We start from the raw sequence: 22605 nt of genomic DNA on the forward strand, positions 1-22605 counted from the left end.
CCTGAATAGGCTTCTTCTGCGCCTCGCGCGCAATTTCAATGTCCGATTTATAGCTCATTGGGCAAAACCCCCGGTTGAATTCCCTGCAAACCGGCGCAGCTGGGCCGGTGCTGGTCAATCCATACCGTTGTGTACAATCCCGATGGATAGAGATTCCGACATATTCAAGCCATGAAACGGCGTAGCGTCATTTCACCGGTTTCAAATCGAAAACGCTTGACGTTTAGGGCGCCCACGCCCGCTGATCTGGCACGAACAGGCTCATCTGGTCCCCCAACCGCAGCTGTCCGGGTCGTTCCACCCACGCAGTCACACCCCTTCGGCCCTGTGCTGCGGGCTTGAAGGACGCCCCGTACCCGGGTTGATCGGCTTCGATCTCACGACCGGGAATGACGCAGGGGCGGTTTTCCATATCCACGGTTATCGTGACACCGTCGCGGCCTTGCAAACGCGAGGATGGCGGAAGATGTGTAAAGTCCGGAATGCCGCGCAACAAGATGCTGACGCCCAGAAACGAAGGATCCAGCCGATCCAGCCCCATCTCTTTGGCTGTGGCGTCCATTTCCTCGGCGGATAGAACAGACAATTGGCGCACGTTTCGGATTTCGGTGCCTTGCGGATACAGATTCTTGACCCTGACACAAGAGGCCCGGTTGAGACCCTCGTGCCGTTCGCCTTTGTCCCCTGAGAATTCCAGCTTCAAAGCATCGACCGCTTTGGCCCGGATCGAGCCACCCGCGGGCACGTGACCCAGCCAAACAACTTCACCCGTGAACTCTGTTTCTCGCAATACCGGCATTTGAAATCCCCTTCGGCTGCGGGCCGTCAAAATCGTACTAAAAGTCAAACCAGTCCATTTGAAAAGCTGAAAAGAAAAGACCCGGGACTTGGCCCGGGTCTGATTTCTTTATGCCGATGGTTCTGGCTCCATCCCACCGTCGGGCGGGGTCTTTTTGACCTTGGTCTTGGGAATGGCGGTAACGCTGGGCGCGCTGCCTTCATCCGGCTTGTCACCCTCGTCATCACCATCGGTCGGCGATTCGCCATTCATGACGCGCTTGATCTCATCCCCGGTCAGGGTTTCGTATTCCAGCAAGCCTTGCGCCAGACGTTCCCATTCCTCGTTCTTGTCGGACAGGATCTTGTGCGCGCGCTCATAACCCTGCTGGATCAGGCGTTTCACCTCTTCCTCGATCAGCTCTTTGGTATGCGCTGAAACCGAGAAGCCAGCAGTGTTGCCCGAATAGCCGTCATGCGCCTCGGCATAATCAATGTTGCCGACCTTGTCAGACATACCCCAGCGCATCACCATGGCACGCGCCAACTGGCTGGCCTGCATGATGTCTCCGGCGGGGCCATTCGAGACGTGATCTTCACCGTATTTGATCACCTCGGCGGCTTTGCCTGCCATGGTCATGGCCAGCTTTTGCTCACATTCGTCGCGGTGATAGTTCAGACGGTCCATTTCCGGCAACGACACCACCATACCCAACGCGCCACCGCGCGGAATGATGGTCGCCTTGTAGACCGGATCGCACAGCGGCAGCGACAGTCCGACGACCGCGTGACCAGATTCGTGATAGGCGGTCTTTTCCTTCTGGTCTTGCGTCAGCACCATCGAACGGCGCTCGGCACCCATCATCACCTTGTCCTTGGCGTTCTCGAAGTCTTCCATTGTGACAAAGCGACGGCCAACGCGCGCCGCCATCAATGCGGCCTCGTTCACGAGGTTCGCCAGATCAGCGCCCGAGAAGCCCGGAGTACCACGCGCGATGATGCGCAGGTCGACATCGGGACCCAGAGGTGTCTTGCGCGCGTGAACGCCCAGGATCTTCTCACGGCCTTTGATGTCGGGGTTGCCGACAGTCACGTTGCGGTCAAAACGACCGGGGCGCAGCAGCGCGGGGTCCAGAACGTCCTTACGGTTGGTGGCCGCCAGAATGATCACACCCTCATTGGCTTCGAACCCATCCATCTCAACCAGCAACTGGTTGAGGGTTTGTTCGCGTTCATCATTCCCGCCGCCGTAACCGGCACCACGATGGCGACCGACGGCGTCGATTTCGTCGATGAAGACAATACAGGGCGCATTCTTTTTAGCCTGTTCGAACATGTCACGCACACGGGATGCACCGACACCAACAAACATCTCAACAAAGTCAGAACCTGAGATGGTGAAGAACGGCACACCTGCCTCACCCGCAATCGCACGCGCCAGCAGCGTCTTACCGGTGCCCGGAGGGCCAACCAGCAGCGCGCCTTTCGGGATCTTACCGCCAAGGCGGCTGAACTTCTGCGGGTTACGCAGGAATTCCACGATCTCTTCCAGTTCTTCCTTGGCTTCATCGATGCCTGCGACATCGTCAAATGTCACGCGGCCATGCTTTTCGGTCAGCATCTTGGCCTTGGACTTGCCAAAGCCCATCGCGCCGCCTTTTCCACCGCCTTGCATCCGGTTCATGAAATAGACCCAGACACCAATAAGCAGCAGGAACGGCAGCAGAGTGATCAGGAACGACTGGAAACCGGATTGCTGCTGTTTCTCGGCGCGAACCGGAATGTTCTCGTCGATCAGCAGTTTGGTGACCTCGGCATCGCCGGGTTTGATGGTGACATAGTTGGCACCGCTTTGCGTGGTATAGCGAATCTGTTCGCCATCCAGGGTTACATTCTTGACTTCGTCGGCTTGAACGGCGGTTACGAAATCAGAATAAGTTCTTTCATTGCTCTGAAGTGTCCCGCCTGGTCCGCTGAACAAATTGAACAGTGCAAGGATCAGCAAAAACAGAACGACCCAGAAGGCGATGTTACGAGCGTTGCCCAAGGAAAGTCTCCCAAAAGATTTCGGCAGATGGGGGTCTGCCGGGTTGCTCTATAAAATAGAGATGATTCAAGGAGGTTCAATGCGATAAAAAAGAAGAATGAAACTCAGGCGTTCCGGGGGCCAATTCAGCCGTCCATCCATTCAACAATCTGGCGGTTGGAGCTGACACCAGTTCATCCCCCAGCCAAACAGCGGGTGAAGCCAACAAGACCTGACGTGGTTTACCCAAGTCCCGCCAATCTGGAACCCTAGGCAGGCCTTGCTCGGCTAATGGTCGGATTTGTACACCAGCAGTCGAAGGTCCTGACAGAATCCAGCGTTTGTCCCACGGCTCGCCAGGGCGCGCGATTTCGCCCTGAACAGCGTTTAGCTCTCTGCAAATCCACGTTTTATTGACCTTTGGGACAAACAAACAGCCATTGATCGACGTAACGGTGCCCTCTTCAACAGCCTTCACAGCCTGATCCACCGACGATTGGCGTGGCGGATACCCAGCTCCGGCAATCCATGCGATGCAGCCGATCACAAGCCGGCGCTGGATTTCCTGAGGCAAAGACAGAAAGGCGGTGCGATCCAAGCAAACATCACCGGTTTCCACCACGGCGATTTTTCGGGCGGATTCCTGCGTAAAACGCTCCAATGCCTCACGCGCCTGTGCAAGGTTTTCTGCGACTCGGGTCAAAGAACTGGCCGTGATCCCCAAATCCTTGAGGTCAGACAAGGCCTGCCGTGCCTTGATCCGGTCAAACCGGAGGTCCTGATTCGAGGGATCTTCGATCCAGCCAACTCCCTCACCAGACAGATAGCCACGCAATGCTTGCCTTGTGACACCCAACATCGGCCGCAACATCGTCACGCCATCCAAAATCCGTTCAACCGGCATGCCCGACAGACCCGTAACACCAGCTGCGCGGGCCAGTCTCATCAGGAAAGTTTCGGCCTGATCATCCGCGGTGTGGCCTAACGCAATCGCGCTGATCGCATTGCGTGTGGCCCATTCGTTCAACAGCCGATAACGCGCCTGTCTGGCCTGATCCTGAAGGTTCCCCTGACCGGCCCATCCTGTCCATTTCAACGTTTGATGCGTGATACCAAAACGCGCGGCAAGCTCGCTTACTTCCTGCGCTTCGACTGCGGAATCGGGACGCAAACAGTGGTCAACGGTCGCTGCGAATAGCTTAACCTGCTCGTTTTGGGCAATATCATTCAACAGCAAAAGCAGAGCGACTGAATCGCCCCCGCCAGAGACAGCCACACCCAGACGCGAAGGAAGGGTCTTGGGTAAACGCGCCCGAATCTCGGCGCGCAGTTCTTCAGCGTTTTCGGTCAAGAACAGCCCAGGCTTGCCATTTCCTGTGTGGCATTGGTGGCCGAGGTCGAAGACGGGAACCGCACGCCCACCTCGCCCAGAGTGATGCAAGCCTGATCGGTCTGACCCAGACGCCCCAGCGCCGAGCCCAACTCAAACAGCGCCTCGGGTGCGAATGCACCTTCGGAATCGCCGGTAAAGCTGGCCAGAAAGGCCCGCGCGGCCTCACGCGTGTCACCGATTCCAACAAGCGCGCGCCCCCGCTTCAGGTTGGCTTCGGGGGCCAGCGGACTGCCGGGATACGAGGTTTCGAATGTGGCGAACTGATCCGCTGCAGCCTGATAGTTGCCATCCGCCAGCGCCTGTGATGCCGCATCAAAGTCCGCGCGCTCACCCACTGCAAGTTCACCTTGATCGGTCGGTGCCGGTGCCGTCGGGTTTGCTGGTGTTGCGGGTGCCGCAGCGGTGATTTCGGTTTCGCCACCCAGGGTCGAGGTCTCGCCAAGCGTGCTGAGATCGCCACCTTCCAACTCAACTAAGCGGAATTCCAGATCGCCGATCCGGTTGGTCCCGTCAGTGACGATGTTTTGCACACGCTGGTTCAACTGCTCGGTCTGGCGGGTCAGGCGCTGCAATTCAGCCTCAATGGCGTCAACACGCTCCAAAACGGAACTGCCAGCCAGATTGGGTGCCGGAGATCCAGTGGTTGAAAACTCGCGTTTGAGGCGCTGAACCTCGACGTGCAGCACCGTTAGCTCCTGACGGATATCCGCCAGGGTTTGCTGATCCTGTGCACTTGCCACGCCCGCAGTCGCCAAGACCGCAGCCAGAACCCATCCTGCAATTCGCATCATTTTACCCCAAAGTTGAACCGGTCAGGACCGTTACCGCACGGCGGTTTTTGGAATAGCATTCCTCGGTGCTGCAAATCTCGATCGGGCGTTCCTTGCCGAAACTAACCGTGGTCAAACGGTTGCCGGCAACCCCACGTGAAATCAGGTATTCACGCGCCGCATTCGCGCGACGCGCGCCTAGAGCGAGGTTATACTCGCGAGTCCCCTGTTCGTCCGCGTGACCCTCGATCGTGGCGACGAAATCCGTATTGGCCAGCAGCCAGTCTGCCTGTCCCTGCAATATCGTCTGCGCCTGCCCGGTCAGGGTCGATTGATCGACCTCAAACAACACGCGGTCGCCAACAGTTTGTTGGAAATAGGCCGGTGACTGAGGGTCGCTGGGCGAACCCGGCAGGATCGAGCCGTTACCGCCCGCACCACCGCCCAGTGCCGAAGGATCGTTGTTGGTACAGGCGGCCATTACACTTAGCACGCCCAATGCTATGACTTTGCTCAATACATTCATTTCAGGTGCCTCGTCGTTTTATTGCTTTATTGCTGTCTCTGTTATCACAGTGCAGGAAATTTGTGAACTTTTCCAACCCCCTGCCCCGATCACTTCTGCAGTGGTCCCCAGGATGGATCGCTGCCGCCATCCGGTGTACGCACAGGGCGCAGATTCCGACCCGAGATATCCACCGAATACAGTGTCGCCCGTCCGCTTGCGCCCTGCGATTCACGGGTGAACATGATGACACGCCCGTTCGGCGACCATGTTGGCCCCTCATCCAGAAAGGACGAGGTCAGCAGGCGTTCCTCGCTGCCGTCTGTCCGCATGACGCCGATATGGAACCGACCCTTGTTCTGTTTGGTAAAGGCGATCAGGTCACCACGCGGCGACCAGACCGGTGTACCATAACGCCCCTGTTTAAAGCTGATGCGGGTCGCCTCTCCGCCATTTGCGGGCATGATGTACAGTTGAGGTGTGCCAGAGCGGTCGCTTTCGAACACGATCTGCGACCCGTCCGGGGAATAGCTGGGCGCGGTCTCAATGGCAGGTGTGTTCGTTAGGCGCACGCTTTGGCCCGAGGCGAGATCCATTTTCCAAAGGTCCGTGTTGCCGCCCTGAATCAGCGAATAGACGATGGAGCGGCCATCCGGCGAAAAGCGCGGCGAAAAGCTCATGGTGCCGTCTTGTGTCTTCAGTTCGGTCCGTTTGACGCGATCAACGTCCAAAACATAAATGCGCGGCTGACCGGTTTCATAGCTGGTGTACAACAGCCGATCGCCCGAGGGCGAAAAGCGTGGCGCCAGAACAATCGCAGCGCTGTCGGTGAGGTACTGAACGTTCGCGCCGTCGTAGTCCATGATTGCCAGACGCTTCAGACGCTGGTTCTTTGGGCCGCTTTCGGACACAAACGCGACGCGGCTGTCAAAGTAACCGCTCTCGCCGGTCACTCGGGTATAAACCTGATCGGCCACTTTGTGTGCCATGCGCCGCCAGCCATCTGTGGTGCCGGAAAACTGCAGACCATTGCCCAATTCCTGACCCGAGAACACGTCCCAAACGCGAAATCGCACAGTCAGGCGCTTGCCAGAGACGTTGACTGCACCTGTCACCAAGGCCTCGGCATTAATGGCCTTCCAATCGGCAAATTGCACAGGGGCTTCGAAACTGCTGACCCGGCTGATGAATGCGTCTGAAGAAATTTCACGGAACAGCCCGGTTCCGGTCAGATCCGCCGCTACGACGCGCGATAAGTCGTTTGCGTATTGTGTGGCTGCTGGCCCGTCGGGCACGAAATTTGGCACCGCAAAAGGCAAGGGTTCAATAATCCCCTGATCCAGCTCAAGACGCAGGGGTCCGCTTTGCGCATACACTGGCGCTGCCAAAACTGTCAGGCCAAGCAAAAGGCTGGTCAGAAATCTCATCATTTGATCCGCATCCTCTCGGGATTGAATGTAATCTCAATATCCCGCCATTGATCGTATTTGTCAGTAGGCAGGGTGTATCCTTTGGCCCCGCAGCGCAAAATCGCTCGCCGGGCGGCCTCGTAGGCTTGTCTTGCAGACGCGTCAGTCCCGCCGGAACTGTCGATCATTTGCAGTGTACCGCCGAGCACCTTGCCATCCGGTGTCAGCGAGAACCCGACCACAACGACCGTTTGCAGTGCGTCCGTGGACAGAGAACCAACGTTCCAGCACTTCGACACAGCCAGTCGCATAGCATCCTTCTCACCCGCAGTCAGGGGTGGGCCAGACGGTTCGCTGCTCTGCCCCAGCGCCTCGGCCAGCGCGTCGTTGATCGCGGTTTCATCACTTGGCGCGGGCTCTGGTTCGGTCGGTTCTTCGGTCTCGGCCACTTCGGGCTGCGCCAGCGGCGTCGGCCGGTTCGGTCGCACCAGCGGACGCGGAGAGCTGCGCGGCGCATATTCCTTGGCTTCATCCGCCTCGGTCACGATTTCATCCGTGGCCTCTTCGGGTGCCGTTTGATCCTGCTGTTCTTGCTGAGTCTCGGCTCCCTCGTCCAGCGATACAGCCGGGGATTCAATATCATCTGGCGCGGCTTCAGGCGGCGGCGGTGCGACAGGTTCAGGCGCTACTTTATCCGCAGGCCGCGGCTGTGCCTCGGGCCCCGGCGGGGTGGGCAAAACGACGGCCTCGGGTTCTGGGGGGGCCAATTCGGGGGGCTGTTCGATCACGACCGGTTCAGGAGGAGGGGCCAGCGGCTCTGGTTCCAGCTCTGGCTCCGGTTCATTTGGCTCTGACACTTCAGGTGTCGGAGGTTCCTGCTCCACGGGTTCAGGGGTGGGGATTTCTTCCTCGGGCGCATCGGGCTGTTGCAGGGCAGTTGGCGTAGGCAGCTCTGGCGCCTCACTCTGAGCCGTCATTGCTGCGAACTGTTCAGCCGTGATCACCGAGATATCCTGAACGGGCATAGGCAATGGTTCGGACCGGAAGGTGCCGCCAAACAGAGCCCACGAAATCAAACTGACATGGGCAATTGCCGAGATCTTGGTGCCGGTATCCACCGCGCGGCCTCACTCTCCACCTTCGTCCAGCGCAGGGCCACCGGTGTCAGTCACCAGCCCCACATTGGAAAACCCACCTGCATTCAGCGCACCCATAACCTGCATAACCTGCGCGTAAGGGATCGCACCATCCGCCCGCAGGAACACCCGGTCACTGCTGCGTTCTGCCGCAATGGCGCGCAGCTTGCCAATCAACTCTTCGCGGGCAACATCGGTGGTTTGAATCTGAACGCGCCCTTCTGCAGTCATCGTGACTGTCAACGGCTCCTCGTTGTCGCCCGGCAATGCGCTTGCCGCCGTCTTGGGCAGGTCCACCGGCACGCCAACGGTTAGCAGCGGTGCCGCCACCATAAAGATAATCAGCAACACCAACATAACGTCTACAAAAGGCGTCACGTTGATCTCGGCCATCGGCTGCGCCCGCCCGCGACGACGGCCGCGTCTGCGCCCGTTCCCGCCTCCGTTCTGCTGAACCGCCGCACCCATCTTAGCTGTCCAACTGACGCGACAGAATGGTGGCGAACTCGTCGGCAAAAGCCTCGTAGCCACCCACGATCCGATCACTGTCTGAACTGAGCTTGTTGTAGAAAATTACCGCCGGGATCGCAGCCAACAGACCCAGGCCCGTGGCCAAAAGCGCTTCGGCAATGCCGGGTGCCACAACGGCCAGGTTGGTGTTTTGCTGCTCGGCAATCTCAATAAACGCGTTCATGATGCCCCAAACGGTCCCGAACAGGCCAATGAACGGCGCGGTCGATCCCACCGTCGCCAAGATGGGCAAACCTTTTTGCAGTGTCTCGGACTCTTTGGCGATCGCGACATCCATCGAACGGTCAATCCGCGCAGTGGCCCCCGCGATCAGCCCGCCATCCGTTCGGTGCGACCTGCGCCATTCGATCATGCCAGCGGCAAAAATCTTCTCGGAACTGCCGTCGGGCTGCGATCCGATATGTTCGAACAGCTCATCCAGCGGGTTGCCGGACCAAAAGGCCTCGTCAAACACCTGCGCCTCTCGGCGGGCCGCGCGATAGTTGATCAATTTCTGAATGATAATCGCCCAAGACCAGATGGATGCAGCGATCAGCATCAACATCACCAGTTTGACGACAAAGGTCGCGCGAGCATACAGCCCCCACATGGAGAAATCGATCTCCTGCGCCAGCGCCAGCGTTTCAGCTTCCATGAACCTGCTCTTTGTTTTTTGCCTGACGGCCGTTCGTTTGGCCTTGTTTTTCCAAACGCTATCGCAGTTGGTTACGAAAAGCCAACATAACCACCCCAGACCGACAAATTGTTACATCAATGCGCGAATCTCTGCCGGAAGGCGGACCGGCTTGCCCTGCGCATTCATGCAAACGGCGGTCACCGAGGCGCGGAAGATCTCGGTCTCCCCCCTCTTGACCAACTGGCCCATGGTCAGCCGCACACCAGAGATTGACGACAGCCAAGTTTCAACGATCAGCTCATCATCGAACTTCGCGGGCGCGACGTAATCGGCTTCGATCCGGCGCACGACCCAGACGATCCCGCCATCGCGCATCGCGTTCTGATCATTGCCCAGACGGCGCACATAGTCAGATCGCGCGCGTTCGATAAACTTGAGGTAATTCGCGTGGTATACGACCCCGCCCATATCGGTGTCTTCATAGTAGACCCGGATCGGAAAGATATGCTTGTGGGGCGCATCAGCTTCATTGGCCATGATATCAGGTCCGGTCTCTCAAATATGTAACGCGCGGGGCAAATCCTGCTCTGAAACAGATGCATGGTTGTCGCGGTTCCTGCAATCCCTTGTGGGGACAAAGTTCCCACCTTCCCAAGTCCGCTATCGAAATTCGAAGATTTGCCCTCTAGGCTTTCATACATACCAAGTGAATCCGACAGGAGTTTCAATGGCTAAAGGACCAAAAGAAGAGAGGATGTTCTTTCTTCCAGTCCTTCAGGGCATCTTGCCGTTCAACCGCGCGACCTTGCCTTCGGAAATTTTGGCGGGCCTGACCTTTGCCTGCCTCGCGATCCCCGAGGTCATGGGCTATACCAAAATAGCAGGCACGCCGGTTGTGACTGGGTTGTACACCATCCTTGTCCCAATGGCGCTGTTCGCGCTGTTCGGATCGTCCCGCCATCTTGTGGTGGGTGCGGATTCTGCCACGGCGGCGATTACGGCCTCGGCCCTGGCTGGCATGGCAGTGTCGGGTTCGTCCGAGTATCTGGCGTTGGCGTCCCTGTTGGCGCTGATGGCAGCTGTTCTGCTGATTGCCGCACGCCTTATCGGCTTGGGGTTTTTGGCTGATTTCCTATCCCGGACAGTTCTTGTCGGGTTCCTGACAGGCATGGGCATTCAGGTCGCAACCGGTGAAATACCGGGGCTTTTGGGGATCGAAAGCGACAGTCACGGGACCATCGCCAAGCTTCAGGCAACCATTCAGAACATCGACCAAACAAGCTGGCCCACATTGGCGGTGGCAGCGGCAGTTCTGCTGATCGTCGTCGGATGCCGGCAGCTGTCACCGAAACTACCTGGCCCGTTGTTCGCCATACTTGGGGTAATCCTATGCAGCTGGGCATTCCAATTCGCCGCATCCGGCATCGCGGTGCTGGGCTCGGTTCCCAGCGGTTTGCCTGCGCTCTCCGTCCCGAACGTGGATTGGAGCTGGACCCTGTTCAAACAATTGCTGCCAACCGCGCTGTCCATCTTCGTTGTGATCCTGGCCCAAAGCGCCGCAACTTCGCGGGCCTATGCGGCGCGCTACGAAGAGAAGTTCAGCGAGAACACAGACCTTGTTGGGCTGGGTCTGGCCAATCTTGGGGCAGCCTTCACGGGCACATTCGTTGTAAATGGCAGCCCGACAAAAACCGAGATGGTGGCGAGCGCCGGTGGCCGCAGTCAGGTGGCACAACTGATGACCGTCTTGATCGTCTTGGTGGTCATCCTCTTCTTGACGGGCCCACTTGCCTACTTGCCCAATGCGGCGCTGTCTGCCGTCGTGTTTCTGATCGGTGTGAAACTTATCGACCTGAAAGGCCTGATTGCAATCTACAGGCAAGCCCGGTCCGAATTCTGGATTGCTGTCGCCACGGCTGCAGTTGTCGTTATCGTTGGGGTCGAACAAGGCATCATCTTTGCAATGGTGCTGTCATTGATCGACCATACCCGCCGTGGGTACCGCCCCAAAAATTCAGTGATCGTCAAAACCAAAGACGGTGGTTGGCATTCGAAACCCATTACTGCACCGAACCAATTCGAACCCGGGCTTGTAATCTATCGCTTCTCTCACAGCCTGTATTACGCGAATGCACAGCGGCTTTCGGATGAGATTGCGACAATCACCCGTGATTCAGATAACAAAGTACGTTGGTTCTGTATCGAGGCTTCGGCCATTGATGACGTGGATTTCACGGCAGGCTATACGCTGCGCAAAGTTCTAAAAATCCTGCAGGCAAAGAACATCAAGATGGTTTTCCTACTGGTCGACCCCCACGTGCGGTCAGAGCTGGACAGATACGGGGTTACGGATTTGGTGGGTAGTGATGCCTTTTACGACGCGGGAAGCGACCTATTGACTGCCTTTCAACACCGAAACGACTCCAAATCGTAGATAGCCTCTATCGGTGCTAAGACTACGCCTGCAACCGCGCGAACAGTCGCAAAGCGTGCGCCGGATCCTGCGAAGCTCCCGGCAATACCGGATCGTATGCTGCGCGGATCAACCCGGCGATGTCCGGGCGCAGGATCGTCGCCTCGCCCGCGACCGCGAGCGGCGACTGCGTTCGAAACGCGGTGTCGGACCACAACAGGATAGTCTGCACTACCTGACTAAGTGCCAGTGTCTCGGCCGGAACCTTGGACAGCTCTTCGTCCATTCGCAGGAAAACAAACGCGGCCCGGATCGCACCGTCTTCCTCAAAGCGGAACACCCGGTATTGATTTGCATCCGCCGCGATCAGTCGGTCGACTAACGGCGCAAGATCGGGAACCAGCCGATCCAGATCGGGAACTTCCAGCAGTTCCTTCCAGTCGCGGAAAAAGAAAACCATGCAGTTCGCACCAAGTTCCGGATCCGTTTCAGCCATCTTATGATCGGCCAAGCTGACCACGGCCTCGAATGCGCCCTTGACGGTGTTCAGGGTTTCATCCTCGACCCCAAAGACGATGGGCACGATGGGCCGACCCCAACGCGCGAACAGAAACTCACCGCTTTCACGGGTGAACAACGACTGAATGTCTTCGGGGGTCACGCCCAATCCTTCATCTTTTCGAAAGTTCTCTTGCCGAAGGCATAAAATCTAAAGGCCTCAGCTTCAACCAAACAGATCGCTCTGGCCCTTTGGTGCCGCCATTCCCAGATGCGTCCAAGCCTTCTGCGCCAACATCCGACCGCGTGGCGTGCGCTGGATCAGACCTTGCTGCAACAAATAGGGCTCGATCACGTCCTCCAGCGAATCGCGACTTTCCGACAACGCAGCCGACAGGGTCTCAATCCCGACCGGACCACCGGCATAGTTCTCAGCGATCAGCTTGAGGTATCGCCGGTCGGCACCATCCAAGCCCAGATTATCCACACCCAACCGCGTCAGCGCGCCATCCGCCAGATCCAGGGTGATACGTCCATCGCCCTCGACGATGGCGAAATCCACCACCCGTCGCAGCAATCGCCCGGCGATCCGCGGGGTCCCGCGCGATCGGCGCGCAATCTCTCGGGCACCAGCATCATCAGCAGGCGCGCCCAGTTTGCGGGCGTTGCGCGTAACGATCTCGTGCAACTCGTCCACCGTGTAGAACTGCAACCGCGTCGGAATGCCAAATCGGTCACGCAATGGGGTGGTTAGCAAGCCCATCCGCGTCGTTGCTCCGACCAAAGTAAACGGCTGCAGCTCAATCCGCACAGTCCGCGCTGCCGGGCCTTCGCCGATCACCAGATCCAGCTCGAAATCCTCCATCGCCGGATACAGAACCTCTTCGACGGCCGGGTTCAGACGGTGGATTTCGTCGATGAACAGCACATCGCGGGATTCCAGATTGGTCAGGATCGCCGCCAGATCACCCGCCTTGGCTAGAACCGGCCCCGAGGTCATGCGGAAATTCACCCCCAACTCGCGCGCCATGATTTGCGCCAGCGTCGTTTTACCCAGACCCGGAGGGCCATGAAACAGCGTGTGATCCATCGCCTCGCTCCGCATACGCGCGGATTGGATAAAGATGCGCAGATTGGCCCGCGCCTCGGCCTGACCGATGAATTCGTCCAGCCCCTGCGGGCGCAGGGCGCGGTCGTTATCCTCGGGCAAGGGATCGGGGCGTAATGTGGGATCGGCGTCTACCATTCAGTTACCCTTTCGGAGCCAGCAACTTAAGCGCCGCCCGGATCAATTCAGCTTCGCCTGCGTCCGGCAGGCTGGCGGCCGCTTCGGCCACAGCCGAGGCCGCCTCAGACGGTCCGTACCCCAAATTGCCAAGAGCTGACAGTGCCCCCGCCGAAGCTGCGGCAGACCCCGAGGCGGGTTTTGCCACCCGTTTGGGCACTGGTGCTGGTTCAGACAACTCAACGACTTCCAATCCGGGGCCGTCCATCGCTTCGGTCACGGTCCCGCCCATCGCCATCACACCCGGCGCTTTGTCTTTTAGATCCAGCACGATCCGCTGTGCCGTCTTTGGGCCCACGCCTTTCGCCGCTTTGACGGCACCCCAATCCCCAAGCGCAATGGCCCGGCTGACCCCATCCGGACCCAACGCGGACAGAATGGCGAGCGAGACCTTGGCCCCAACGCCCTGAACCGAACACAGCAGGCGATGCCATTCCTTTTCGACAAGGGACAAAAACCCAAAAAGCTGCATCAGGTCCTCGCGCACCACCATATCGGTATAAATCGAGACAGCCTCGCCAACACCAGGCAGCGCGGCCATAGTCCGGTCCGAGCAGTAAACGAGGTATCCGACCCCACGCACGTCGATCAACACGTGATCCGCTGCGCGATAGTCCAATCGTCCGGTTAGTTTCCCGATCATGCCCGCACCTCTTTCACGCGCGCCTGCGGCGCTGCGCCGTAATATGAATGACAGATGGCAATCGCCAGCGCATCCGCGGCATCCGCCCCTTTGGGCTTACAGCCCGGCAGTTGCAGTTTGACCATATGAAGAACCTGCTCTTTCTCGGCATGCCCAACGCCCACAACCGTTTTCTTAACCCGGTTGGGCGCGTATTCACCCACGGGCAGCCCTGCTTGCGCCAGCGTTAGCAACGCCACACCACGCGCCTGACCCAGCTTCAGCGTACCAGCCCCATCCTTGTTGACGAAGGTCTGTTCGATGGCCGCCTGATCGGGCTGATGTTCTGCAATGACTTCGACGATTTGATTGTACAGAGACAGCAAACGCTCGCCCAAATCGTCCCCGTCAGACTTGCACAGTCCGTTGGCGACGTGGCTCAGGCGGCTGCCATGCGATTCGATGACGCCCCATCCCAGGGTCCTAAGCCCCGGATCAATGCCCAAAATCCGCATATTTCGCCTCGGCCTGCTCGAGTTTTTGTGATCTTTTTTACGGATTAGCACGAAGCGTGAACATTTTCCAAGCGAATTGACAGAGAGCGCAAAAACGACAGACCTGTTTCACAGGCGACAAAACGGCCAGTTTGCGACAGTCAAAAGTCTGAAATCGACACGTTTCATGAAGCAAAAATGGCCAATAAATTAAGGGGTTCTAATGAATCTAGAGCTTTGCAAAAAACGCATAGGACAGTTGCAGTTTCCGCACTTGCACAGCCGATTTGGCGGCACTAGATGCCGCTCAGATCGAACGATCAAAACGTAAACTTAAAACAGAAGGAAACAGGATATGGCTGCACTGGACACCACCCGCACCACCACCGGCTCATTCGGCCTCGTCGGCCGTATCGGCGCATATTTCGCATCGGTCGTGAACGCCGTTGTCGAATGGAATGACGCCCGCGTGACGCGTAACACGCTGAGCGGTCTGACAGATCGCGAGCTGGAAGATATCGGACTGTGCCGTGGCGATATTGACGTCGTGGCCGATGGTCGTAGTTAAGATTTAACACACCCACTCATATGCCCCTTCCCTCCCTCGGGGGCAAAGCAGAACTCCGCGCATGCAGAATGCGCGGAGTTTCTGATTCATTGGCCTGATGTCAGGGCAGCAGCCGTGCCAGCTGTTCCGAAAGCATCAGCGATACCGGGTCAATTTGCATCACCCAGGCACCGGCTTGTTCGACCGAGGTGCCTTCGTTCAATGCGTCAACCCTGTATTGATAACCCGAAGGCCCAAGGCTGGTGAGCAAGAAGGTCTTGAATGCAAACAACCCAAGCAGACACATCAGTAGAACCTTAAGGGGTAAAGCTGACTTCACCCTCTGCGGTTTCATCACAACCAACCCGTCCTTGCGCATCGTCGCGCGATAGCCACGGCTTAGTTTTGCGTGCTTCTTACTCAGGCGATTCACGCGCTGATCAAATTCCAGTTGTTTTCCCGTCATGGCAGCCTCCAAACCGCCCCCCGATTCCAGGTTAAGACGGTAGAAACAGAATGCGACAAAATCGAGGCAAAACTCTAGAAAGCTCCAGCAAATGGCCCAGATTTAGCCCTGTTTGCTTAATATTAGCGTCGTCCACTCACCAATTTGGTCATTTTCCTCTAAATTGAACCCGTTTTGTAGATAAACGGAGACCACGTCATCGGCTTGTTCGTTAAGGATTCCGGACAGAATTGCGTACCCACCGACGCGCAGATTCGCTGCGATTTCGGGGGCCAGAGCAACCAGTGGCCCCTTAAGGATATTTGCGAAAATCAGATCGTAGGGTGCGAATGCGCCCAGATCGGGATGGTCAAAGCCCGCCGCTTCCACGCAGCGGACCTTGCCTGCCATGCCATTGGCCTTCAGGTTGGCTTCGGCGACATCAACGGCCACTTCGTCGATATCACTGGCGATGATCTCACCTTCCCAGACCCGCGCTGCCGCCATGGCCAGCACGGCAGTGCCACAGCCAATATCGGCCACTTTGGTCGCTGTGAACCCTTGGCTCAGAAGATGGTCCAGCGCCTTTAGGCATCCCAACGTGGTGCCGTGGTGGCCGGTGCCAAAGGCCATTGCGGCCTCGATCAGTAGTGGGATACGTCCCTCGGGCAGCTTGTCAGCGTCATGGCTGCCATAGACAAAGAACCGTCCGGCCTCGACCGGAGCCAGTTCCCGGCGCACATGGGCCACCCAATCCGTATCGGGCAGTTCTGACACAACAAAAGGCTTGGCCTCAAACGCGACGGCTAGAACGGCCAGAGCGGTTTCGTCCGGAGTTTCCGTGAAATACCCACCAACTTCCCAAAGGCCCGAGCCATCCTCGACCTCGAATACACCAACGCCGGTTGGTTCCGGATCCAGACGCTCCATCGCTTCGCCCAGCCCTTCGGCAGCTTTTTTACCGGTCAGTGTAGTCAGCGCAGTGAATGTGGGCATGGGGGCCTCCTGTATCGATTGACACAGCGCCTATGGCGATGGCTCGCCAAGGTCAAGCATTGGCGCTTACTCGGCAGGTGCCGGCGCGTATTTCGACAAGATCGTTTCATTTCCCGGTTCCGGGTGCCGCGGGATCAGCAAGGACAAACCCAACGAGATCATCGCCATCGCAGCGGCCAGTGCAAAGACTGCACCGGGCGAGATGACCCACAGCAGGCCCAGAAGCGCAGGAAGGAACACAGCGGCGATATGGTTGATCGTGAACGCAACGGCCGCAGTCGGTGCAATATCCGCAGGATCGGCGATTTTCTGAAAGTAGGTCTTCAGGGCAAGCGCTAATGCGAAAAGAACATGGTCGATCACATATAGGGTTGCAGCCAGCACCACGCCCCAACCGAACCAGTAGATACCGCCATAGGCCGCAAAAACGATCGCCAAGCCGGTGTATTCGAAGATCAGCGTGCGGCGCTCACCGAACAACGATACAGCCTTACCCAGCATCGGAGCCGCCGCCATATTGATCACCAGATTGATCAGATAAAGGCTGGTCAGCTCGTGCACTTCAAACCCAAACTTCTCGACCATCATGAAGCCCGCGAAGACAACAAAGATCTGCCGCCGCGCGCCGGCCATGAACTGTAGTGCGTAATACAGCCAGTAGCGACGACGCAGGATCAGTTTTTTAGTCTGTGGAGTTGGCGAGTCAAATTGCGGAAAGGCGAAAAGACAGAACAGCGCCAGCAGGGCGGTCACACCACCAGCGGCCATGAATACAATGTTGTAGGACAGATCAAACCGGTCCCAGGTCAGAACGATCAGGCCATAGACTACTGCCGTCGCGGCTGACCCCATGGCAACAAGCCAGCCCAATACCTGTGGCGCGCGGTCCTTGGGCAGCCATTGCAACTGCAGCGACTGATTTACTGTCTCGTAATAGTGAAACCCGATCGAACTGAAGAGGGTGACAAACAGCAACCCACCAAGGCTGGGAAACCATGCTGTCAACGCAGTTGCCACGCCCAGCATCATCAGCGAGATCATCGCCAATACCTGCTCGCGCACGAAAATGATCACCGCGATCACGCCAACAGCAAGAAATCCAGGGATCTCCCGCACAGTGTGCAGTAACCCAATGTCGGCCCCGTCAAAATTCGCCACTTCGATGACGAAATTGTTCAACAGCGCGCTCCACGCGTTGAAGGCAATCGGCATCGTCAACGCCATGACGAACAAGAGCGTCACAGGGCGGCGCCAGAACGGAAGGCTCTGCGCCTCGGACAGGGGCATCGGTTTCAACATGGGACTCCTCTACGCCCATTTTCAGATTTTGGCGAGGGCGAAGCAGCGGGCGCACAATCGGTCTGCGCTGATGCAGAGGTCAGTAGAAACTCTGCGGGTCGATATCTACGGTCAAACGCAGGTCGCCCTTAAGGCGCAAGGGCGCGATCCAGCGGGCAATCGCGTCCTGAATCGGTGCGCCCTTGGGTGCCTTGACCAGCAATCGCACGCGGTGTCTGCCGCGAATCCGCGCAATAGGCGCCGGAGCCGGGCCAAAGACTTGTGCCCCGATATCGCGCAGCGGCGCATCGTTGCGGGCCATTGCATTTCCGATATCAAAAACTGGTCCAACCTCAGGTCCGGACAGGACGATCCCGGCCATACGGCCGTATGGCGGCACACCCGCCGCCTGCCGTCCGGCGGCCTCGGCCTTCCAAAATCCTTCTTCGTCACCTGAAAGAATAGCACGGATTACGGGATGCTCGGGCTGGAATGTCTGCAACAGGGCCTGCCCTGGCTTGTCCGCCCGGCCTGCCCGACCCGCGACTTGCCGCATCAACTGGAATGTCCGCTCAGCGGCGCGCAGGTCCGCCCCGTGCAGACTGAGGTCGGCATCGATTACCCCGACCAAAGTCAGATTGGGAAAGTTGTGCCCCTTGGCAACCAGCTGCGTACCGATGACGATATCGGCATCGCCCTCGGCAATCTCTTCGATCTTGGCTTTCAGGGCGCGGGCCGAGCCGAACAAATCGGAACTCAGCATCGCGATCTTGGCATCGGGAAACGTCGCCTCAGCCTCTTCGGCCAGCCGCTCGATCCCCGGGCCGACCGGGGCCAACTTACCCGCGACGCCGCATGAGGGACATTCCTCGGGCATCGGCTTGGTCTCACCGCATTGGTGACACATCAGCCGTTTCAGAAACCGGTGCTCGACCATCCGCGCGTCGCAATGATCGCAGGCAATCTGTTCCCCGCAAGCGCGGCACAGGGTCACCGGCGCATACCCACGGCGGTTGATGAACAGCAGCGATTGCTCACCCTTCTCAATCCGCTGCATCACCGCCTGCCGTAAAGACGGAGAGATCCACGTCCCCGGTTGCATTTGTTCGGCCCGCATGTCGATGGGCTTCATCTCGGGCAACACCGCCGCCCCGAACCGCGAGGTCAGATCAACCCGGTCGTATTTTCCCGCCTCGGCGTTGGCCCAGCTTTCCAGCGAAGGCGTTGCGCTGGCCAGAATCACACGCCCGCCACAAATGGCAGACCGCAGCACCGCCATGTCCCGCGCGCTGTAATGCACGCCGTCCTCTTGTTTGTACGAGGTGTCGTGTTCCTCATCGACCACCACCAAGCCAAGGTTGCGAAACGGCAAGAACAAAGCTGACCGCGCACCAATCACCATTTGCGCATCCCCCTGCCCGACCATCCGCCAGACCCGGCGGCGTTCGGTCATGGTCGCGCCGGAATGCCATTCGGCTGGGCGTGCACCGAATCGCGCCTCAACTCGTGTCAGGAATTCCGCTGTCAGAGCGATCTCGGGCAGCAGAACCAAGGCTTGTCGGCCCATCCGCAGCGCCTCGGCAACAGCCTCCAAATACACTTCGGTCTTGCCCGAACCCGTCACGCCCTTAAGCAGCGTGGTTCCATATTCCCCGGACCGCTGGCCCTTCTGCAACTTCTCAACCGCCGCCGCCTGATCGTCGGCCAAAGCTTTGCCCGGCAAATCCGGATCCAGATGCGGATAGGGCAAATCGCGCGGGCTATCTTCTTCCCGTACAGCGCCCTGCTTGACCAACCCTTTGACGACCGAAGACGTCACTCCGGCCTGTTCGGCGAGTTCTTTCAGGGTGAACGCCAGCCCGCCATAGTTGCGGAGTACCTCCAGCACACGGGTGCGTGCGTCGGTCATCCGGTCCGGCTCGCCATTACCCAGCCGATAAACCTTACGCATCGACGGCGGATCACCCAAACCCGGCGCTCGGGTTGCCAGCCGCAACATCGCGGACATCGGTGTCAGGGTGTAATCGGCAACCTTCCCCAGAAACAGCCGCATTTCTTCGCGCATTGGCGCGACCTCAAGCACCCGGATCACGGATCGCGCCTTGTTCAGGTCGAACCCGCCCTGTCCCGGCCCCCAGACGACACCCAGAACTTTACGAGGCCCCAGCGGGACCTCTACGAACGCCCCCAGAAAACAGCCCCCCTCGGGCGCCTTGTAATCCAGCGTCCGGTCCAGCGGCTGTGCGGTCAGAACCGCAACCAGCTCTCCGTGGTCGAAATACTCCTGAGTGCTCAACGCATATCCTTGGGCTCGGGGGTTCCAGCATGGGTCTCTTTGAGGTAAAGCCATCCGCGACCAAGGCCAACCCATCAAAGGACTGCCCGCATGAAATTCTTCGTAGACACAGCCGAAATCGACGCCATTGCCGAACTGAACGATCTGGGCATGGTGGACGGCGTGACCACCAACCCCTCGCTGATCCTGAAATCAGGTCGTGACATTCTGGAAGTGACCAAGGAAATCTGTGATCTGGTGGACGGACCGGTTTCAGCCGAAGTTGTCGCAACCGAAGCTGACGACATGATCGCCGAGGGCCGCAAGCTGGCCAAGATCGCTCCGAATATCGCCGTGAAAGTTCCGCTGACATGGGCCGGTCTGAAAACCTGCAAGACGCTCAGCGACGAAGGCCAGATGGTCAACGTCACACTCTGCTTCTCGACCAACCAGGCGCTTTTGGCCGCAAAGGCGGGCGCAACCTTCATCTCGCCCTTCATCGGTCGCCTGGATGACATCAACCTTGATGGCATGGATCTGATCGCCGACATCCGTCAGGTCTATGACAATTACGGTTTTGAAACCGAAATTCTGGCCGCTTCAATCCGCACCGTGAACCACGTGACCGACAGCGCCCGTATCGGTGCTGACGTGATCACCGCACCGCCTGCCGTGATCAAGAAACTGGCCGATCACCCATTGACGGACAAAGGTCTGGAAACCTTCCTGGCCGACTGGGCCAAGACAGGTCAGAAAATCCTCTGACCCTTTGCGCGACCGCGCGGCGCCGTCAGGTGCCGCGCCCGGCCCAACTGCCAAGCCTTGATCTTTGATCAAGGTTTCGCAGGCGGGAGCCGTAGGTCACAGTGGGAATGAAATGCACCGCCAATGCATTTTTTCCAAGGAAACCGCCATAACTCATGTTATAAGCCCCTCAACAAAAAAAGACCGAGCGGGACATGAGCAGTAACACCAAACTCCAGGACAACTTGCGCGCCGCGATTCTGGCCAAACCAGACGCCGTGCTGGACGACAAGGACCTGATGCAGGCACTTGTAACGGCCAACGAACAGGCGCGCGGGGACAACGTCATCGACCTGCGCGGCATCGCCATGCAACGGCTCGAGGAACGGCTGGACAGGCTGGAAGACACCCACCGGTCCGTCATCGCCGCAGCATATGAAAACCTTGCAGGCACAAATCAGGTGCATCGGGCCGTTATCCGCATGCTGGAACCGGCCGAGTTCGAAGATTTCCTGCGCACGCTCGGCTCGGATGTGGTCGAAATCCTGCGCGTTGATCGCATCAAGCTGATTCTGGAATCCACAGCCACGCAGGAAGACCCCGCCATCGACACTCTGGGCGGAGTTCTATCCGTGGTCGAACCCGGCTTCGTGGACAATTACCTGACCTTCGACCGCGGCGGCCCCGCCCGCGACGTGGTTCTGCGCGAGATCCTCCACCCGACGCACAGGATTTTTGGACCCAACGCAGATCACCTGCGGTCCGAAGCTTGCCTGCGGTTGGATCTGGGTGAGGGCCGGTTGCCGGGCATGATCGTGATGAGCGCAAGGGACCGCAACCACTTCTCGCCGCAGCTGGGCACTGATCTTCTGTCGTTCTTCGCTGGCGTCTTCGAACGTTCGATGCGCCACTGGTTGTCGTGAGCCTGATCTCACCCGCCTGCCGCGACGCGTTACAGTACTGGCTGGACAGCCTGAGCGCGCTGGCGGGGCGATCGGAAAACACCCAGGCCGCCTATCGTAGCGATGTTACCGACTTCCTGTCTTTCATGACACTACACCACAGTGAACAGCAGGGATTGGCAGCGCTGGCCCGGATCAACGTGTCCGACATGCGCGCCTGGATGGCCGATCAGCGCAGCGCAGGTGTTGGCGCGCGATCCCTGGCGCGCAAGCTGTCGGCGGTCAAAAGCTTTTATCGATGGCTGGCTGAACGCGAAGGGTTCGAACCCACTGCCGTCCTGTCCACACGCGCGCCAAAGTTTACCCAAAAACTTCCCCGCCCGCTGGCCGAAGACGCGGCCCGCGCGATGATCGACACGGTCGAACTTCAGTCGTCAAACGACTGGATCTCGGCGCGCGATGTTGCTGTCGTTACATTGCTCTATGGCTGCGGTTTGCGCATATCTGAGGCGCTGTTCCTTACAGGAAGCGACGCGCCTTTGCCGGGTAGCTTGCGTATCGTCGGAAAGGGCGGAAAAGAACGCATCGTTCCGGTGATTCCGGCCGCCCGCACCGCCGTTGACCGTTACCTGCAGCTTTGTCCGCATCCACAATCCCAGGAAAAGGCTTTGTTCCGCGGGGTGCGTGGTGGTGCGCTCAATTCGCGCGCAATTCAGGGCGTGATGGCCAAGGCGCGCATGCAGCTTGGCCTGCCAGCAACCGCCACACCGCACGCTTTAAGGCACAGTTTTGCCACCCATCTGTTGTCCGCTGGGGGTGATCTGCGCGCCATTCAGGAATTGTTGGGCCATGCCTCGCTTTCCACCACGCAGGCCTATACGGCCGTAGATACGGCCCGACTGATGGAAGTCTACAACCGCGCGCACCCCAAGGCCTGATCCCG

The 22605-nt window shown here is 58.5% G+C and carries 23 protein-coding genes; 5 read left to right on the plus strand and 18 right to left on the minus strand.

Going from position 1 to position 22605, the window contains the following annotated elements; genetic code table 11:
• Window positions 1-223 precede the first annotated feature (223 nt).
• From AC2FIO_RS19480 to ybgC, 10 genes are all read right to left on the minus strand, one after another.
• Window positions 224-799 (minus strand): MOSC domain-containing protein, encoded by a 576-nt coding sequence (locus tag AC2FIO_RS19480; RefSeq protein WP_282170797.1) that lies wholly within the window; start codon window positions 797-799, stop codon window positions 224-226.
• Between the two features lie 108 nt (window positions 800-907).
• A complete protein-coding gene (ftsH, locus tag AC2FIO_RS19485) occupies window positions 908-2824 on the minus strand; it encodes an ATP-dependent zinc metalloprotease FtsH (protein WP_058279522.1) in 1917 nt (638 codons plus the stop codon).
• Between the two features lie 76 nt (window positions 2825-2900).
• Entirely contained in the window at window positions 2901-4154 is a 1254-nt protein-coding gene (gene tilS, locus AC2FIO_RS19490) for a tRNA lysidine(34) synthetase TilS (protein ID WP_496699669.1), read from the minus strand.
• Window positions 4151-4984 carry a tol-pal system protein YbgF gene (ybgF, locus tag AC2FIO_RS19495; protein ID WP_496699670.1) on the minus strand — a complete coding sequence of 278 codons (834 nt, stop codon included), beginning with the start codon at window positions 4982-4984 and terminating at the stop codon, window positions 4151-4153. The genes tilS and ybgF overlap by 4 nt, the downstream gene beginning before the upstream one ends.
• A gap of 4 nt (window positions 4985-4988) precedes the next feature.
• Window positions 4989-5492, minus strand: coding sequence for a peptidoglycan-associated lipoprotein Pal (gene pal / locus AC2FIO_RS19500; RefSeq protein WP_496699671.1), 504 nt, complete (start codon window positions 5490-5492; stop codon window positions 4989-4991).
• An 89-nt stretch (window positions 5493-5581) separates the two neighbouring features.
• Entirely contained in the window at window positions 5582-6901 is a 1320-nt protein-coding gene (gene tolB, locus AC2FIO_RS19505) for a Tol-Pal system beta propeller repeat protein TolB (RefSeq protein WP_282120665.1), read from the minus strand.
• Window positions 6898-7998, minus strand: a complete 1101-nt coding sequence (tolA, locus tag AC2FIO_RS19510) for a cell envelope integrity protein TolA (protein ID WP_496699672.1) — start codon at window positions 7996-7998, stop codon at window positions 6898-6900. The genes tolB and tolA overlap by 4 nt, the downstream gene beginning before the upstream one ends.
• Window positions 7999-8007: 9 nt before the next feature.
• On the minus strand, window positions 8008-8484 hold the full coding sequence (gene tolR / locus AC2FIO_RS19515) for a protein TolR (RefSeq protein ID WP_108861016.1): 477 nt from the start codon (window positions 8482-8484) through the stop codon (window positions 8008-8010).
• A gap of 1 nt (window position 8485) precedes the next feature.
• Window positions 8486-9181 carry a protein TolQ gene (gene tolQ / locus AC2FIO_RS19520; RefSeq protein WP_058273221.1) on the minus strand — a complete coding sequence of 232 codons (696 nt, stop codon included), beginning with the start codon at window positions 9179-9181 and terminating at the stop codon, window positions 8486-8488.
• A gap of 111 nt (window positions 9182-9292) precedes the next feature.
• Window positions 9293-9700, minus strand: a complete 408-nt coding sequence (gene ybgC / locus AC2FIO_RS19525; protein WP_058273220.1) for a tol-pal system-associated acyl-CoA thioesterase — start codon at window positions 9698-9700, stop codon at window positions 9293-9295.
• A 190-nt stretch (window positions 9701-9890) separates the two neighbouring features.
• Here ybgC and AC2FIO_RS19530 point away from each other — a divergent pair, with 190 nt between their 5' ends.
• Complete coding sequence (locus tag AC2FIO_RS19530; RefSeq protein WP_496699673.1) at window positions 9891-11597, plus strand: SulP family inorganic anion transporter; 1707 nt, start codon at window positions 9891-9893, stop codon at window positions 11595-11597.
• Between the two features lie 22 nt (window positions 11598-11619).
• Here the strand turns inward: AC2FIO_RS19530 and AC2FIO_RS19535 are convergent, their stop codons facing one another.
• The 4 genes from AC2FIO_RS19535 to ruvC form a co-directional block, all read right to left on the minus strand.
• A complete protein-coding gene (locus AC2FIO_RS19535) occupies window positions 11620-12237 on the minus strand; it encodes a hypothetical protein (RefSeq protein ID WP_496699674.1) in 618 nt (205 codons plus the stop codon).
• Window positions 12238-12300: 63 nt separating this feature from the next.
• Window positions 12301-13320, minus strand: a complete 1020-nt coding sequence (ruvB, locus tag AC2FIO_RS19540) for a Holliday junction branch migration DNA helicase RuvB (RefSeq protein WP_109312604.1) — start codon at window positions 13318-13320, stop codon at window positions 12301-12303.
• Window positions 13321-13324: 4 nt separating this feature from the next.
• Window positions 13325-14002: a Holliday junction branch migration protein RuvA gene (gene ruvA / locus AC2FIO_RS19545; RefSeq protein WP_496699675.1), complete on the minus strand. Its 678-nt coding sequence runs from the start codon at window positions 14000-14002 to the stop codon at window positions 13325-13327.
• Complete coding sequence (ruvC, locus tag AC2FIO_RS19550) at window positions 13999-14496, minus strand: crossover junction endodeoxyribonuclease RuvC (protein ID WP_058273216.1); 498 nt, start codon at window positions 14494-14496, stop codon at window positions 13999-14001. Before ruvC ends, ruvA begins: the two co-directional genes overlap by 4 nt.
• Window positions 14497-14830: 334 nt before the next feature.
• Here ruvC and AC2FIO_RS19555 point away from each other — a divergent pair, with 334 nt between their 5' ends.
• The gene (locus AC2FIO_RS19555) at window positions 14831-15043 is read left to right on the plus strand and encodes a DUF1127 domain-containing protein (protein ID WP_282152580.1); all 213 of its coding nucleotides are present in this window, start codon (window positions 14831-14833) and stop codon (window positions 15041-15043) included.
• Between the two features lie 100 nt (window positions 15044-15143).
• On the opposite strand, the gene AC2FIO_RS19560 is transcribed toward AC2FIO_RS19555, so the two are convergent.
• The 4 genes from AC2FIO_RS19560 to AC2FIO_RS19575 all read right to left on the minus strand — a co-directional run bounded on the left by AC2FIO_RS19560 (window position 15144) and on the right by AC2FIO_RS19575 (window position 20037).
• Window positions 15144-15488 (minus strand): hypothetical protein, encoded by a 345-nt coding sequence (locus AC2FIO_RS19560; RefSeq protein ID WP_109312601.1) that lies wholly within the window; start codon window positions 15486-15488, stop codon window positions 15144-15146.
• 102 nt (window positions 15489-15590) lie between these two features.
• Window positions 15591-16463 (minus strand): 50S ribosomal protein L11 methyltransferase, encoded by an 873-nt coding sequence (locus tag AC2FIO_RS19565; protein WP_496699676.1) that lies wholly within the window; start codon window positions 16461-16463, stop codon window positions 15591-15593.
• 66 nt (window positions 16464-16529) lie between these two features.
• A complete protein-coding gene (locus AC2FIO_RS19570) occupies window positions 16530-17762 on the minus strand; it encodes an MFS transporter (RefSeq protein WP_472724247.1) in 1233 nt (410 codons plus the stop codon).
• A gap of 79 nt (window positions 17763-17841) precedes the next feature.
• Entirely contained in the window at window positions 17842-20037 is a 2196-nt protein-coding gene (locus AC2FIO_RS19575; protein WP_496699677.1) for a primosomal protein N', read from the minus strand.
• A 90-nt stretch (window positions 20038-20127) separates the two neighbouring features.
• Here AC2FIO_RS19575 and fsa point away from each other — a divergent pair, with 90 nt between their 5' ends.
• The 3 genes from fsa (at window position 20128) to AC2FIO_RS19590 (ending at window position 22600) form a co-directional block, all read left to right on the plus strand.
• The gene (fsa, locus tag AC2FIO_RS19580) at window positions 20128-20781 is read left to right on the plus strand and encodes a fructose-6-phosphate aldolase (RefSeq protein ID WP_050603155.1); all 654 of its coding nucleotides are present in this window, start codon (window positions 20128-20130) and stop codon (window positions 20779-20781) included.
• Window positions 20782-20975: 194 nt separating this feature from the next.
• On the plus strand, window positions 20976-21683 hold the full coding sequence (locus tag AC2FIO_RS19585; protein ID WP_058273210.1) for a DUF484 family protein: 708 nt from the start codon (window positions 20976-20978) through the stop codon (window positions 21681-21683).
• On the plus strand, window positions 21680-22600 hold the full coding sequence (locus tag AC2FIO_RS19590; protein WP_496699678.1) for a tyrosine recombinase XerC: 921 nt from the start codon (window positions 21680-21682) through the stop codon (window positions 22598-22600). Before AC2FIO_RS19585 ends, AC2FIO_RS19590 begins: the two co-directional genes overlap by 4 nt.
• The last annotated feature ends 5 nt before the right edge of the window (window positions 22601-22605 follow it).

This window comes from Ruegeria sp. CDSB086 (assembly GCF_059611065.1).

Coding starts and splice junctions, on each gene's coding strand:
- AC2FIO_RS19480 (WP_282170797.1), bottom strand. CDS start 799: ATGCCGGTATTGCGAGAAACAGAGTTCACGGGTGAAGTTGTTTGGCTG.
- ybgF (WP_496699670.1), bottom strand. CDS start 4,984: ATGCGAATTGCAGGATGGGTTCTGGCTGCGGTCTTGGCGACTGCGGGC.
- pal (WP_496699671.1), bottom strand. CDS start 5,492: ATGAATGTATTGAGCAAAGTCATAGCATTGGGCGTGCTAAGTGTAATG.
- tolB (WP_282120665.1), bottom strand. CDS start 6,901: ATGATGAGATTTCTGACCAGCCTTTTGCTTGGCCTGACAGTTTTGGCA.
- tolR (WP_108861016.1), bottom strand. CDS start 8,484: ATGGGTGCGGCGGTTCAGCAGAACGGAGGCGGGAACGGGCGCAGACGC.
- tolQ (WP_058273221.1), bottom strand. CDS start 9,181: ATGGAAGCTGAAACGCTGGCGCTGGCGCAGGAGATCGATTTCTCCATG.
- ybgC (WP_058273220.1), bottom strand. CDS start 9,700: ATGGCCAATGAAGCTGATGCGCCCCACAAGCATATCTTTCCGATCCGG.
- AC2FIO_RS19530 (WP_496699673.1), top strand. CDS start 9,891: ATGGCTAAAGGACCAAAAGAAGAGAGGATGTTCTTTCTTCCAGTCCTT.
- ruvB (WP_109312604.1), bottom strand. CDS start 13,320: ATGGTAGACGCCGATCCCACATTACGCCCCGATCCCTTGCCCGAGGAT.
- ruvA (WP_496699675.1), bottom strand. CDS start 14,002: ATGATCGGGAAACTAACCGGACGATTGGACTATCGCGCAGCGGATCAC.
- ruvC (WP_058273216.1), bottom strand. CDS start 14,496: ATGCGGATTTTGGGCATTGATCCGGGGCTTAGGACCCTGGGATGGGGC.
- AC2FIO_RS19555 (WP_282152580.1), top strand. CDS start 14,831: ATGGCTGCACTGGACACCACCCGCACCACCACCGGCTCATTCGGCCTC.
- AC2FIO_RS19560 (WP_109312601.1), bottom strand. CDS start 15,488: ATGACGGGAAAACAACTGGAATTTGATCAGCGCGTGAATCGCCTGAGT.
- AC2FIO_RS19565 (WP_496699676.1), bottom strand. CDS start 16,463: ATGCCCACATTCACTGCGCTGACTACACTGACCGGTAAAAAAGCTGCC.
- AC2FIO_RS19570 (WP_472724247.1), bottom strand. CDS start 17,762: ATGTTGAAACCGATGCCCCTGTCCGAGGCGCAGAGCCTTCCGTTCTGG.
- fsa (WP_050603155.1), top strand. CDS start 20,128: ATGAAATTCTTCGTAGACACAGCCGAAATCGACGCCATTGCCGAACTG.
- AC2FIO_RS19585 (WP_058273210.1), top strand. CDS start 20,976: ATGAGCAGTAACACCAAACTCCAGGACAACTTGCGCGCCGCGATTCTG.